10 protein-coding genes are annotated in these 14,721 nt (G+C 49.0%); 5 read left to right on the top strand and 5 right to left on the bottom strand.

Annotated features, from left to right (window positions below):
- Positions 1 to 915 carry an alpha/beta hydrolase gene (locus QNJ26_13530; GenBank protein MDJ0986557.1) on the bottom strand — a complete coding sequence of 305 codons (915 nt, stop codon included), beginning with the start codon at positions 913 to 915 and terminating at the stop codon, positions 1 to 3.
- Between the two features lie 45 nt (positions 916 to 960).
- On the bottom strand, positions 961 to 2,718 hold the full coding sequence (locus tag QNJ26_13525; GenBank protein MDJ0986556.1) for a sigma 54-interacting transcriptional regulator: 1,758 nt from the start codon (positions 2,716 to 2,718) through the stop codon (positions 961 to 963).
- A 365-nt stretch (positions 2,719 to 3,083) separates the two neighbouring features.
- On the opposite strand from QNJ26_13525, the gene QNJ26_13520 reads away from it, so the two are divergent.
- A complete protein-coding gene (locus tag QNJ26_13520) occupies positions 3,084 to 4,001 on the top strand; it encodes a DMT family transporter (GenBank protein ID MDJ0986555.1) in 918 nt (305 codons plus the stop codon).
- Positions 4,002 to 4,254: 253 nt separating this feature from the next.
- Here the strand turns inward: QNJ26_13520 and QNJ26_13515 are convergent, their stop codons facing one another.
- Positions 4,255 to 7,095, bottom strand: coding sequence for a DUF1638 domain-containing protein (locus tag QNJ26_13515; protein MDJ0986554.1), 2,841 nt, complete (start codon positions 7,093 to 7,095; stop codon positions 4,255 to 4,257).
- 266 nt (positions 7,096 to 7,361) lie between these two features.
- Here QNJ26_13515 and QNJ26_13510 point away from each other — a divergent pair, with 266 nt between their 5' ends.
- Positions 7,362 to 8,546 (top strand): Xaa-Pro peptidase family protein, encoded by a 1,185-nt coding sequence (locus QNJ26_13510; GenBank protein ID MDJ0986553.1) that lies wholly within the window; start codon positions 7,362 to 7,364, stop codon positions 8,544 to 8,546.
- 180 nt (positions 8,547 to 8,726) lie between these two features.
- Here QNJ26_13510 and QNJ26_13505 read toward each other — a convergent pair whose 3' ends face one another.
- Both QNJ26_13505 and QNJ26_13500 read right to left on the bottom strand, forming a co-directional pair.
- Positions 8,727 to 10,208: a trimethylamine methyltransferase family protein gene (locus QNJ26_13505; GenBank protein ID MDJ0986552.1), complete on the bottom strand. Its 1,482-nt coding sequence runs from the start codon at positions 10,206 to 10,208 to the stop codon at positions 8,727 to 8,729.
- A 28-nt stretch (positions 10,209 to 10,236) separates the two neighbouring features.
- Positions 10,237 to 10,833, bottom strand: coding sequence for a flavodoxin family protein (locus QNJ26_13500; GenBank protein MDJ0986551.1), 597 nt, complete (start codon positions 10,831 to 10,833; stop codon positions 10,237 to 10,239).
- Positions 10,834 to 10,968: 135 nt separating this feature from the next.
- On the opposite strand from QNJ26_13500, the gene QNJ26_13495 reads away from it, so the two are divergent.
- From QNJ26_13495 to QNJ26_13485, 3 genes are all read left to right on the top strand, one after another.
- Complete coding sequence (locus tag QNJ26_13495; protein MDJ0986550.1) at positions 10,969 to 11,958, top strand: dipeptidase; 990 nt, start codon at positions 10,969 to 10,971, stop codon at positions 11,956 to 11,958.
- A 122-nt stretch (positions 11,959 to 12,080) separates the two neighbouring features.
- On the top strand, positions 12,081 to 12,863 hold the full coding sequence (locus QNJ26_13490; GenBank protein MDJ0986549.1) for an enoyl-CoA hydratase/isomerase family protein: 783 nt from the start codon (positions 12,081 to 12,083) through the stop codon (positions 12,861 to 12,863).
- 21 nt (positions 12,864 to 12,884) lie between these two features.
- On the top strand, positions 12,885 to 14,516 hold the full coding sequence (locus QNJ26_13485; protein ID MDJ0986548.1) for an AMP-binding protein: 1,632 nt from the start codon (positions 12,885 to 12,887) through the stop codon (positions 14,514 to 14,516).
- Positions 14,517 to 14,721 lie beyond the last annotated feature (205 nt).

Genomic DNA, 14,721 nt, shown 5'->3' with positions numbered 1-14,721 from the left:
TCAAACTGGAAATACCTCATTTTTAAAAAATGATTCAAACGCCTCGAAGACTTCCTGCGGTGCTTCTTCCGGTAAATAATGGCCGCAGGGCAAACCTCGACCTTCCACAGTGTTGTCAGAAGCCTCACGCCAGCAGTCCAGCAGATCGAATTTGCGCAGTATGCGGTTGGCATCGCCCCAAAGGACCAGGAGAGGGCACTGAATTTTCCTGCCCGCTTGAAGGTCTTGGCGGTCGTGTTCCAGATCAATAGAGGCTGCCGCACGATAGTCTTCGCAGGTGGCGTGAATCGTTTGGGCGTCACAAAAGCAGCGCTCGTATTCCGCCAGGCATTCAGGATTGAATATGCTCGCGATGTCCGATTCTTTGTTCTGCGACCAGCCCAGCAACTCATATTGAAGATAGAATTTCGGATCGGCACCAATAAGTCTCTCCGGAAACGGCTCTGGTTGGGGCAATATAAACCATTCGTAATATCCCATTGCAAAAGACATGTCCGTTTGCTCATACAGGGTCAGGGTCGGTGCAATATCCAGCACAGCCGCTTTTGTCACTCGATCCGCATAGTCCAGGCACATTCGATGCGTTACCCTGGCACCGCGGTCATGACCGGCGACCGCAAATTGTTGGTGGCCAAGGGTTTCCATGAGACCGACCTGATCTTGAGCCATGGCCCGAAAGCTGTAAGTCGCATGCCGCGGATCGCTTTGCGGTTTGTCACTGTCTCCATAACCCCGCAAATCGCTCATAACCACCGTAAAATGCGCTGCCAGGCGTGGTGCGATCTTGGCCCACATCAGATGGGTTTGTGGATAACCGTGCAACAGCAAAAGCGGTGGACCAGCGCCGCCAACACGGAAGGCGATCTGAATCCCGGTTGCCACCTTGCGTTTTTCGGTTTTGAATCCGTCAAGCACTTAAAAAGATGCTCCATCTATTTGTACGCATATTCTGGGTTACGATTATTGGTGGATTGGCGGCGGCAGACTGTGCTTCTTCAGTTTACGCACGACCGTTGGCTGGCTGATATTGAGAAACTGGGCCATCTCGCGCGTTGATTTGCAGTGCCGCATGGCATTTTTAAGCATCTCCTTTTCGAGCGCCGCAAGCATGTCCACCAGATTGTTAATTTTTTTATCCGCGCCCCTCACTTCCCAGCGGTCTTCTATCACCTCTTTGCCGATACTGCTCAGTATGACCGTATCGATCACATCCCCTTCACTCATGACCACCGCTTTTTTAATAATATTTTTGAGTTCGCGGACATTTCCGGCAAAAGAATAGCCTTGTAATAAGGATAATGCCAGGGGGTTGAGTTTTTTCTTTTGCTTATACTTCCGGTTATAATGGTGCAAAAAGCTGTTGGCCAATTCGAAGATATCCTCCGGGCGCTCGCGCAGGGGCGGAATTTTAATGGTTAAAATGTTAAGCCGATAAAACAAGTCCTTGCGGAACTTTTTTTGCCGTACAAATTTTTCGATATCCTGGTTGGTGGCTGCAATAATGATGCAGTCAATGGGTTTGGCTTTGATGCCCCCTAAACGCTGGACCTTATGATCGTCCAGGTATTTCAGCAGCTTGGCCTGCACCGAGAAGGGCAGCTCGCCGATTTCATCCAAGAATAGCGTACCTTCATGGGCCAGCTCGAACAGCCCGGGTTTACCTTGTTCGTCGGCACCTGAGAAGGCGCCTTTTTCATAACCGAACAGCTCCGCTTCCAGGAGGTTTTCGGGTAAGGCCGCACAATTAATTTGAATAAACGGTTTCTTTTTTCGTTGGCTGTTGTTGTGAATGAATTTGGCCAAAAGCCCTTTGCCGGTGCCCGATTCTCCTAAAAGCAGGATATCAGTGACCTCCAGGTGCGCCAGTTTTATTGCGGTCTTTAAAATGTCGCGCATTTGGTCGCTTTCGGCGACAATTTTTTGTCTTTTCAATTCGAGCATGCTCAGTTCGGTCAGCTCTGTTTTATAGCGGTCTTTTTCTTTACGCGTCTCCTCTAACTGTACTTTGAGCGCTTCTAATTGGGTGATGTCCCTTTCATTGATTACCACCATTGACAATTTATCGTTTCGATCGAAAACGGGTATGCCCGTGCAAAGCACCGTTTTTTTCGTGTTTCTTACATGTTGCAGCTGGCTGACCACACGTTTGGTTTCAATGACTTCATCGGTGACATAATTGCTGTATAGCCTCTTTTTTTTAACCAGATCTGAAACCTTTGTTCCGACAATGTCCTCTCTTTTAATGCCCCCCAGCCGCTCTGAAGCCCGATTGATCAGAACCACCCGTCCGTTTTTGTCACAGATCCAAATCCCGTCTGAAGAAGATTCGAAAACAGTCTTAAATTGTCGATCCACTAAATCAAAGGACTCCAGTTTCCAGGCCGTTGATTCAAATTCATCCAGACGCAGGAAGTTACAAACACAACCGGTAACGGTTTTGCCCTCTCTTATGGAATTGATGTTGACAATGAGATTGACTCGTCTTCCCTGGATTTGGCTTTCCAACTGGGGTTTGCCGGTTGCCAGGCATTGGGCCACCAATTCACTGGTTTTCGGCAATAGTTTTGCGATGTTAACCCCGATCATCTTGGTTTTTATAAATTTAAGGATTTCTCTGGCCCGCTTGTTCACAAACAGGATGCGGCCGTCCTTATCCGTAGCAATGACACCATGGTTGCTGAATTGCAAAAATTGTTCGTAATTGGGGGCTTTTGGCATGTTGAACTCCTTTGACTCTGAAATCTTCAGATCAAAGACAGGTTCTGCGATCGGGAAAGGTGGGGGCAGAACCGATCAATCTGCTCTTCGGTGCCAGCATAATGTATTGATGTACGGGTCACTGCGTCAACATATGGAATTTTAGAATTTTTTGCAACCGATGAGCGTATCGGTTTATGTGACGGAATCGCTAATGTTTCGATTTTAAAACAAGCGATGATTTCAACTGCGATCATTCATGTCAAAATTCAAGCTATTGATATTTTTTTATACGTGATGGCATCCTTGACTGATTACTATTTTACATGAGATGAGAATATTTTACTTAATAAGGTAATTTGAAACGATTAAGATCATAAGCCCATATGAGACCCAGACCAGCGAATTCATTTGAGACAATCCCGAGCGGCGCCGCAAAGTGGATCGGTGTCGGCCTGATTTTATTATCCGCCACCGGGTTTACGATTAATATTGTAATCTCCAATATGGCCTATCGGGATGGCATCGATGTGCCAACAATTAATGCCGTGCGCCATTCGGTGACAATCACTCTTCTGATTCTGTTTCTTAAGATCCGTGGCAAAAAATTAGTATTGCCGCCGCGGGAACGCTATGCCGGCCTGGCCCTGGGTATATCGGTATTTATGATGGGCTTTGGATATCTGAGCGCAACCCAGTATATCCCGGTTAGTTTGGCCGTTCTGATTTTTTATACCTCTCCGTTCCTGGTTGCGTTAATCGCTCGATTTACTGAAAAAGAACCCATCACTGCTCTTCGAATGATAGCGATCACGATCGCATTCATCGGTCTTGCCTTTGCTCTGGAAATTCAGTCTTTGGCGGGCCACAACTGGCGCGGCTTTGCGTTTGCTTTTTTAGCAGCGCTAGGTGCGGCCTCATTTGTTGCCGTCAGCAGCCTGACGATACGCAACGTCGATCCACAGGCAGTCAATGTGCATTGCCTGACGATCGGCACAATCCTATTTGTGGCTTTCATGCTCATCAGCGGCGGAACGGGAGCATCGATTGCCGCGGTGGGTTGGCTCAAGCTGGGTGTCGCTAGCTTGGCGTTGACCGTTGGCTACATCACATTACTGATTGGTCTTGAAATTATTGGGCCGGTCAAAACATCAATGTTGCTAAACACAGAGCCAATTTTAACAATCTTCCTGGCTGCCATATTATTGGGCGAACGGCTTTCACTTACCCAATTGATAGGTGCCGCACTTGTCATTACGGGCATCATCTTAATTACCCGTGAGACTACAAAAGGAAGTAATTAATATCGAAATGTGCTTTTTTATTATAGCTGACCACCCCAAATTTCAGAAAATAAAATTCCAAGCTCCGAGCACCAAATTACAAACAAATCCCAAATCTCAATTTTGCAATGATCAAAACTTTTGCGATTTTGAATTTTGGTCATTGTGATTTATTTGTTTTTTGTAAATTGGTGCTTGGGATTTTCTCAATTCAAGAAAAAAATGGACTCAAATATTCCCCCTTACGCGGGTAACATCTTTGAGGAACATGAAACTAATTGGCGGGGACTGTTTTACCCTGCAGATTCGCCTTAACAACAATATCCGGGCGGCCGGTCAGATTCGCATGAATGGTTCGGCCCAAAAAGATTTGTTTTCCGTCCGCGGTCTTAGGAATCTTGTCTTCGATTTTGAGTGTGACTGCCTGAGCGCTGGTGCCGGCGGCGCGCGCCAGTTCCCGGACCCTCTGCAGCAACTTTTCGCGCGCAAAAGCATCGGCATCTTCGAATTTTTTAAAATGTCGCTTGCCGGCCAAGCCCTCGATCAAGAACCCCCCTTCTTCATCCGGAATGACACGCAGCTGGCGTTTGACCACTACATTGCTGGTGATTGCGCCGATGGCATTGGCGACATCTGCGTCTTGAGGTAACACCGCTTCAGTGCCCAGGGCTTTTGCGGCCAGGGGTAAAAAAAAGTGGATCGGAGCGCCAATACCGACCACCGGCCGATTCAGATCAATTCGAACCTTATACGGATGGCTTCCGCCCATGAGTAAATGTTTTACCAGGGTCTGGCAGACCGGGCAGGTGTGAAGGGCATCAGGATTGACCTCATCATCCAGCTGTCGTTTTAACAATTCCAGCGTAAGACGTGTAACGCCCATGTTCACAAGGTGGTCTGCCATTTGGGGGATGTCCATTTTGGTCAGCCGGGAGAACATCTGACAGAAACGTTCGGCTGCCTTTTTATCCCAGCGCTTAAACCTGTCGGTCACATGTAAAAGATCAGTGAGGGTTAAACCACAGCGTTGAACAATAAAGAGCTTTTCCAGACGGTCGAGATTTAAGCTCATTTCCACCAATGAGTCGGTTCGTTTGAGAAGCTCGTCAATCGAATACGGTCTTGATTGAACGAGCGTCAGGATTTTTTGCTCTAAAGGTGTCAGGTCCAGATGGTCTGCCGAGCCGGTCAGGGCCAGAATTTGCATGTCCTGGGTGGACAGGGTGTAGCGATCCAGGTGCAGGTTAAGAAAATCCAGTGCCTTTTCCGTTCCGGGGTACATGGCCCCCAGCCAGGCGATGGGCGCTACCCGACGGGGTCCGAGGTGAAACTCTCCTCTTTCGTATTGAATCAGGCTGTCACCGCCCAGACCGACCGTACGGATCTCCAGCGCTTTTACATGGGTCTTGTGGCCGCCGACGTTGGATCCGGTTTCACAGATACTGACGGCGTCATCCACCAGGGCTGCCGTATCTGTTGTGGTGCCACCCATATCCACCACCAATGCGTTTTTTAAGCCCGTTAAATGCCGGGCGCCGGCCACACTTGCCGCTGGACCTGACAGAATCGTCTCAACGGGTCGTTCTTTGGCCATGGCTGCGCTCATCAGGGTGCCATCCCCTTTCACAACCACAATGGGCGCTGCAATGTTTTGCTCTGCGAGCACCTTCTCCAAATCCAGCAGTAATTGGGTCAGTTTGGGGATGATGCGGGCGTTCAGCATCGCTGTATGTGCGCGCGTCTGAAAGTTCAGAATCTGTGATAGTTCATGGCCACAGGTGACAAACAGCCCGGTCTCCTGTCGGATGATTTGTTTGACCTTCAGTTCATGGGCCGGATTGATGGCGCCCGCGTAGCCGGAGACCGCAAAGGCTTTGACCCTGTCTTTTGCCACCATGCGGCGCACAACCTGTTGGACCTCTTTTTCATCCACCGGACAGATTTCCTTTCCCGTGATTTCCAGCTGTCCCGAAATTACGGCCTTGGGCTTATACGGGATATCGTCGGGATCGAAACGGCCATAGGCCGGCATGATAATCATACCGACTCTTTGACCTTCGTCTTCAACAATCGCATTGGTTGCCAGGGTGGTGGATAAGGACACCATTTCCACATTCTGCAGCTTTTCTTGATCCAGGGTTGCCAGGGCATTGTTAATACCCACGGTGAAATCCCATTTGGTGGTCAGTGCCTTGCTTTTGCTAACGGTCCGATCCCGGTGAAAGTCGTAGATAACCGTATCGGTATAAGTGCCGCCAGCATCGATTCCCAACCCGATTTCCAGATACGGTGGTTCGTCGGCATGATGGTGACCTTTATCCATTACCGTAACTTCGGTTTGCGCCGGCCGACTTTCATCCGGTAGCCATATCGGGTTGGCGGCAAGGGTGGATTGCATGGCATCGAAGTCGATGACGTGGTTGGGGGGCACCAACAAGATTTCTTCGGTGGTCTCATCGGCGGTCAAAAGCGCTTTGATCAGCATCTGGTCACCGACGAGTTTTTCGTATCTCCAGCCGTATTCTTTTGCCATTTCCCGGGCGTACTTTTCATACTTGGGTGAAAGCTTTGCCCCGGTTTCGATGAAAGCGGCTCTTTGATAATTTTTTTGCCAGGTGCTCAGAAATCTGATGGTTTCCTCAGCATCGTGCGCACCATATTTTTCAGCCAATTCTTTATAATTCAGTTTTTCGCTGCCATAATAGGCCGACTGTTTTTGTTGGGAAATGGGCTCGGTTTTTTCTTCATGCCAGCCGGCTGATATATAATAGGTGCCCGGGTATTTTTTGAATTCTTGTCGATAGGCCGCATCCCCTCCTAAGAAAAGTGCAATGCAGTCATGGACCTTCGGCAGCACCAGGGGGATATCCCGGCTCTGGATGCCGACGGTTCCGCGGCCGCAGATACCGTATCCGATGATGATACGGTCACACCGGTCACTGGCTGAAATTTCGTCGATTGCGGCCTGCAGTTTTTCACGCAACCGGTTGGGACGATTGTGAAGGCCGCCTTGCAGAAACTTGGTGCCGATGTTCGTGCCCAATTGCTCAGCTGCGTATTTGATATCAAGTGCCAGGACAGCGCACGCGATGACGAATGGGGTTTTATCTTTCAAGGATTGCGCCTTTGCTGTAAGCTGGATTACTTATTCATTTTCATGCAATAATCAGGTGTATACTAATGAACTTTTGCACGTATTTCAACCGCAAATCCCGTGGCATTGCTGGTTGGCGCCATTGAGCTGAATGTCTGATTCAGCGAGATAAAAACGCAAGATCAAAACATCTTGCATTTCGATAAGACAGGTGGTGTATTGATCTTGTTTTATACAATATTTTTCAATTAACGAAATGGTGACATTCAGCAAAGGAGGCTTTGCTCATGAGTTTAGAATATAAGCGTTTTGCCAAAACAGAGTATGATAACCGGTGGGAAAGGGCCCGAAATATAATGGCGGCGGAAGGTCTGGATGCTCTGTTCATCACTGAAGCCAGCAACTTTACCTATTTTAGCGGCGGTCACGGAGATTTTTCTTTTTCCAGACCGACGATTATGGTGCTGCCGCAAAAAGGTGATCCGGTATTGATCGTGCACGATTTTTTCGAACACTCTCAGCGGCGCGAGTCCTGGGTGGATGATATACGGACGTATGCATCTTTTGGCGCCATACCGTTTGACATACTAAAGGATGTCTTTGAGGGGCTGGGCTTGAATGCCGGACGAATTGGTGCCGAACTGGGGAACGAACAGCGCCTGGGGTTGCCTTACAATGATTTTGTCAGAATTACCCAAGAGCTCCCCGGAGCCGATTTTCTCGATGCATCCGATCTTTTATGGGGCGTGCGGATGGTCAAATCAGAGGCGGAAGTGGAATGCATGCGTAAAGCCTGTTCGATCAGCAGCCAGGCCTTTGAGAAATGTTTTCGTAGCGTCAAACCGGGAATGACGGAAAAAGATGCCGCTACGCTTGTATATGACACCGCCGTCGAATTGGGTGGCACGGCCGTATGGACCCTGAGCAATTCCGGGCCGCATAATTATGAAAGTGGATTTTTACCCAATCCCAGCGAGCATATTCTGGAAGCCGGTAACTTGCTCTGGATTGACACCGGTTGCAAAGTTAATGGATATTCTTCCGATTTCTCGCGGATTGCCGCCATTGGTGAGCCTTCATCCGAGCAAAAGAAGATGTATGACAGTGTAAATGGCATCAGCAATACCGTGGTGGCGGCCATCCGCCCCGGTATCAGGGCCTCCGATCTTTCCCGATTATGCAATCAGGAATTTGAAAAAGCCGGATTGAAGGATTTCTGGGGTGAGGGCGACTGCTCTTCGGCCCAGTCAAACCAGGCCGGGCGGGTTGGCCATGGAATCGGAATGGCCACCACCGAGCCTCCCCATATTGCGCTCTTTGATGATACCGAGCTGCAGGCCGGTATGGTTGTGACGATTGAGCCCACCGTTGCCACACACTACGGGCATTTTAATATTGAATCCAATGTTCTGGTGACGGAAGCCGGCCCTGAAGTGCTGTCCACTGCAACAACTGAGCTCATCATCATATAAAAACAGCACATCTATATCAACGCAGGTTTTTGTCATCTCATTCTTTTGTGAACATATAAAATTTATAAAACTTGAAGCCATTTTCAAATCAGTAGATCACCTTTTCAGGTTAGCCCGTTGAGCCGGTTAAAAAAGGAAAATGTCTAATTTTAATTATACGGGCTAACGGGCTCAACCTGATTAAACCTGGCGGATACCAAGCTCGGCCTCATGTTCCGCCGTAATTGCCTGCATGGCTGCGGAAGCCCCCTCGGGAAGTGGTTTGGGATTGTGGTTTTCAATGACATAGCGGGCTTTTTCGTATGCGCATTCGGTCAGGTCTCTGGCGCCCTTCTCGAGCCAGACATCGCGTGAGCGCCGGTCATATAATTTATTTTGAGAAAAATCGCGCATGTGATCATAGGTATGCTCTTGGGTCATGAATTCTCCGGCCGGCCCGACCCGGTGAATGACATCCAGGGCGACCGAATCTTCCGAGACATCAATGCCGCCAAGGATATTCATCACCATTCTTTCCAATTCAGCGTCCATAATCAATTTAGCACAATCAATCGTCAATAAATGATCAAGTGCGCCCATACCGAATATAATGTTTGCGCCGGCCAAACTGGTTAGCATTATACTAAGAGCAGATTCATAGGCGGCCTGGGCATCCGGGATTTTGCTGTCGGACATGGCTGCACCTGCCAAGCAGGGAAGACCGTAATATTTGGCCAATCGGGTTGTCCCCGCAGCCACCCGTGCTAATTCAGGCGCACCCACCGCAGCATTCCCCGTTTTCATGTCCATAATTGTGCTCAGATTTCCATAGATGCATGACGCTCCCCTGGCCGTCAGCTGAGCCAGAATGATACTGCCCAATATCTCAGCATTCGTTGTTACCAGAGTGCCTGCAACGGTTGCCGGAGAAATTGCACCGGCCAGAGCCATTGGAACGACCAAAAGCCCGACTCCCTGTCGGGCAGCCTCTACAATCATTTCACAAGCATTTTTCGTCAGCACAAGCGGACTCGTGGGGCAGACGGTAGCACTAAAAATGGGCCGCTCTTTAAATGTTTTCATGTCACCGGCACAGGCCGCTCCGAGTTGCATCATTCTACGTAGATTTTTAACATTATCCGGACCGATCAAGGTGTGTTTCGAAGTATTCGTCAGAATCGCTTCCAGAGCATGGAGCGGATATATATCTGCGGGCACATCATTGGGAATACAGGGCCTCAGCAGCACACCGATTTCATCCAGGGAATCACAAATCCGGGCAATGTTACCACAGTCCTTTTTCATGGCCGGCCGGTGCTCCAGCGTATATGGATCGATAACGTTGACACAGCCCCCGGCACAACTTAAACTGACCAGTGACGGTTCGAGGATAAAGTCGTCCTCGCGATCCCTTCCATAGCACCCGAACGTGCGGGGCGCCTGTCGGATACAGTCTTCGACAATAACCGGCGGAATTTTTACGACCGCATGGTCCTCAAATTTTTCCACGGCAGCTCCGGAACCATGAAATATATCTATGGCCTCGTCGCTATAAACCTTGAGGCCGGTATGCTGAAATACCTGCAGTGTTGCCTGATGAATGAAATCCACTTCGCTGTCAGTCAGCGACTTTAATCTAAAACCTGAGATGTTATGAAAACCGGCTTTAAATTGTCTTGGCATGGTAGGATTCCTTTCCTTATATGATTGCCTACGGATTATTCAGCAAAAGGCTCATCAGGTTTTTGCCTTTTTCAAATGCCGCCTTTGCCGTTTGGTCGCTGTCCATCGGCAGTCTTCCCAGTTGAGCTTCGCTCACACACAGCGTATCAATGATATCCAAATTGACTTCTTTTGACCAGATATCGAATATCGGCAGAACGCAGTCTGGTTTAGTTCCACTACCGCCCACTGAGATGACGACCCCTTTTTTGGCCTTTTTAACCGCCGTGACATATGTGCGCTTACCCGGGCCCAGCGGCACCGCCTTGGCGAGGCAATAGGATCGATCGATCATCAATTTCATCTGGCTCGAAACCGAATTGTAGTAAACAGGTGTACCCAAGACGAGTCCGTCTGAGGCTTCGAAGATCTCATAGACAGCATCCATATCATCTCTTACAATACAGCCCTTACCATCCTGGACTTTGTGGGCCTGGCAAGGTTTGATATCTAGCCGGTTGAGATAGATCGTATCAACCGAGGCGCCTTCGCTGCGGCATCCCTCCAATGTCTGTCGAACAAGAGCGTCCGTGTTTTTCTTAAGCCGCGGGCTGCCGACGATGCCAGTGATTCGGATCTTCTTCATTTAAAGGATTACCCCTCTACTTTGTCTTTTGAACATCACCCATCCGTCAAAAAACGTTGCATAACTGTTTATCCTATTTTAAACATACAACCGGGTACGTTTTTGTAAGCTATTTAAGTAAAGGAGTCAATTGGTATGCACAGCGGAAGTCGAACAGTCCATGATGCAGCCATTATTATCGATGCGCTGCAAATCAGCAACTGGTGTGAAGCTGTTTTTCAGAACATGCGGCAGGGCGGGTTGACCGCCGTTAACTGTACGGTGTCGATTCTAGAGAACTTCCGCCAGACCATTGCCAATATCATCGAATGGGATCGACTGTTAAGCCAATATGCCGACCTCATTATGCCGGTCGGTAACACTGCGGATATCCAGGCGGCCAAAAAAGCCAGCAAAACGGGTATTATCTACGGATTTCAAAATACAACGGCGATTGAAGACGACATCGGTCTGCTAACCATTTTTCACACACTGGGTGTTAAGGTTATTCAGTTAACCTATATGGAGGCCAATCTTGTCGGCCAAGGCTGTCTGGAGCGTATTGACGCCGGGTTGACCCGATTCGGATTGGAAGTCATCGAGGAGATGAATCGCTTGGGCATCCTTATAGATCTGTCGCATGTGGGTTATCGAACCACTATGGATGCCATCGACGCATCTGCTAAACCAGTGGTATTCACGCATGCCAATCCTTACAGCCTGCGCCCTCACCCGCGCAACAAGCCTGATGATGCCATAAAAGCCCTTGCTAAAAAGGGCGGTGTTATCGGTACAACGGTGTTTCCACCGTTTCTTCCGGCTGGCAACGCTTCCACTATTGCGGATTTTATCGATGTCATTGAGTACCTGGTTGAAATGGTGGGCATCGACCATGTTGCCATTGGAACCGACTTCACCGAAGGCCAACCGAGGGAATTCTTTGACTGGCTTTTGTCGGGCAAATCCAAACGGGGTCCAGCCATGGAATTGGATTTTCCCATTCGCAACCCGCAAGGCATTCAAAACTCGTCTGACTTTCCCAACCTGACCGAGGCCCTGCTGGCCAGGAGATTTACTGAATCAGACACCCAAAAGATCTTAGGTGAGAATTTGGTTCGCCTTTTTAAGGCGGCCTGGAATGAATGACATTACCATTGCCTGGTCGATAACCGCAGGCTTTACTTATATATGGCGCCGTTAGCCATATGGACCAGTTCTACCAGATACTAAGGGCAGGTGCTCAGTTTAGATTAAAAGGAGAATGAAAAGTGAAAGAAGAAGCGGTACTATTTCGCCGAGAACAAAACGTTGGCATTATAACCCTTAACCGGCCCGAGCGGCTGAATGCCATCAACCCGGATTTGCTGAAGCGTTTGATCCGCCAGTTGCATGTGGCCCGCGAAGATGAAAACGTTGTCGCAGTCATTTTAGGCGGTGCCGGCAAGTCCTTTTGTGCTGGTGAAGACCTCAAAGAAACAAAGGCAGGCAAAAGCCCATCCCAATGGGAAAAAGAAATAAATGCTCTCCAGGAAGTCCAACGGGTCATCCTGCAGTTGGGCAAACCGTTGATCGCGGCCATCAGGGGATACGCGGTTGGCGGTGGGCTGGAGTTTGCTTTGAGCTGCGACATTCGGATCGCCGCCCAAGATGCCAAATTTGGCTTCCCTGAAACCGGTGTGGGGCTTACGATTACCGGTGCCGGCACAAAACTCATTTCGCAACTGGTGGGATTGGGCAAAGCAAAGGAGTTGGTCTTTACCGGTGACATTATCGATGCGCAACAGGCCTTGCAGATCGGTCTGGTCAACCAGGTTGTTACCGACACCCAACTTCAGGAAACAGCCATGAACATGTGTGAACGCATCGGCCAGAACTCACCGATGTCCCTTAAACTTTCGCGTATCGCCCTAGATGAGGGACTGCATGCCAGTTTCGAGCAAATTTTGGCGCTTGAGGCACAGCATTTGTTGACCTGTGTCACATCTGGCAACCAAGAAAAATTTGTGGCCCAGAAATTGGCCAAAATGAAAAAGAAGTCAGACACGCGATAATGATAGATTGGAGAGGTAGCGATGCTGACGGGCAAGACCTATGCTCAAATTTATGATCAGTTTTCCTGGCACATTCCCGAGTTCTATAATGTGGGAGTGGATGTCTGCGATAAATGGGCAGATAAAAAGGACCGTTTGGCCCTTATCTATTTAGCACCGGGCGGAAAAGAGCAGCGGTACTCGTTTAGGGATTTGAAAACGCGCTCGAATCAATTGGCGAATGCACTCAGGGCTCATGGCATTGAAAAAGGGGATCGGGTCGGCATCCTGTTGCCGCAATGTCCGGAAACGTTAATCTCTCATATCGCCATTTATAAACTTGGCGGCATCGCCTTACCGTTGCTAACCCTTTTCGGATCCCTGGCAATCGAATATCGATTGGATAACAGTGCTGCCAAAGCAGTGATCACAGATAGCGCCAATTTAGCAAAGATTCTGGAAATCAAGGAGCGCTTGCCTGCGCTGATGCTCATTCTGGTGGTCGATTCTGCCGGACTGCCCGGGATTTTGGATTTCTGGGAGTGTGTCCAAAAAGGCCGCCCGCATTTCAAGCCTGTTCAAACGCGCGCTGATGATCCGGCCCTGATCATTTACACTTCCGGTACGACAGGTCCTCCCAAGGGCACGCTGCATGCACATCGTATTCTGTTGGGGATTCTTCCCGGTTTTGAATTCTATCATAATCTTTTTCCTCAAAAAGGCGATCTGGTATGGACGCCGCTCGATTGGGCTTATATCGGTGGCTCATACGATACCCTGTTTCCGACCCTGCACCACGGTTATCCGGTCCTGGCATTTAGAGCCCGGAAATTTGATCCTGACGAAGCCTTTTCCCTGATGGCGAAATACGGTGTCAGAAATATGATGGCAGTTCCCACGGTTCTGCGACTCATGATGCACGCTGTTGAAAATCCCAGAGAAAAATATGATCTTCGTTTGCGATCCATCACCGCCGGTGGGGAAACCTTAGGGGCGGAGCTTTATCAATGGAGCCGCAGGGCGCTGGGAGTTGAATTAAACGAGCAATATGGTCAAACCGAATGCGATTATGTCATCGGGTTTTGTTCAGAAGTGATGGAGGTCGTTCCGGGGGCCATCGGCAAAGCAGTCCCCGGGCATCAGGTTGACATTTTAACCGCTAACGGTGATGTCGCCAAAGCAGGCGAACTCGGTGAAATTGCCGTTCGATGTCCGGATCCGGTCATGTTTCTCGAATATTGGGGCGACCCCCAGGCCACCCGCAAAAAATTTAGTGGTGAATGGATGCGCACCGGTGATTACGGCGTCAGGGATGAAAACGGGCATTTCTGGTTTACGGGCCGGCAGGATGAACTGATTGAAAGTGGCGGCTACCGCATTGGGCCCGGTGAGGTCGAAGATTGCCTGATGAAACATGCGGCTGTAAAACTGGTGGGTGTCATCGGCGTTCCCGATGACATCAGAGGAGAGATCGTTAAAGCCTATATCGTTCTTAAAAAGGGGTTCGAGCCGGATACGGTCCTACAGGAAAGCATTCAGCAGCATGTCAAATCTCAACTGGAGGCCCATGCATATCCCCGCGAGGTTGAGTTCATCCGGCAGATGCCGATGACCAAAACCGGCAAGATCCTCAAAAACGAGCTGCGCAAAATGCACACAAAAAAGAAAATCTGAGGCCACATCATTAGATGTTGGCAAGATTAATTTTGGATGTTAATCATATTCTACTATTCTGTCGCATTAATGGAGTTAATCGATCTCTAAGCTGAAGGGTTTTCATGATTGAGGAAGTTCTAAACGCCAAAATTCTTAAAACCCAAATCCCAAAAACCCAAATATCAAACAAATCCCAATGACCGAAATTCAAAATTTCAAACCT

The sequence above is a fragment of the Desulfobacterales bacterium genome (assembly GCA_030066985.1).
Classification (GTDB): Bacteria; Desulfobacterota; Desulfobacteria; order Desulfobacterales; family JAHEIW01; genus JAHEIW01.
Note: the sequence above shows the minus strand (reverse complement) of the source record. Positions and strands in the feature narration are given on the sequence as shown.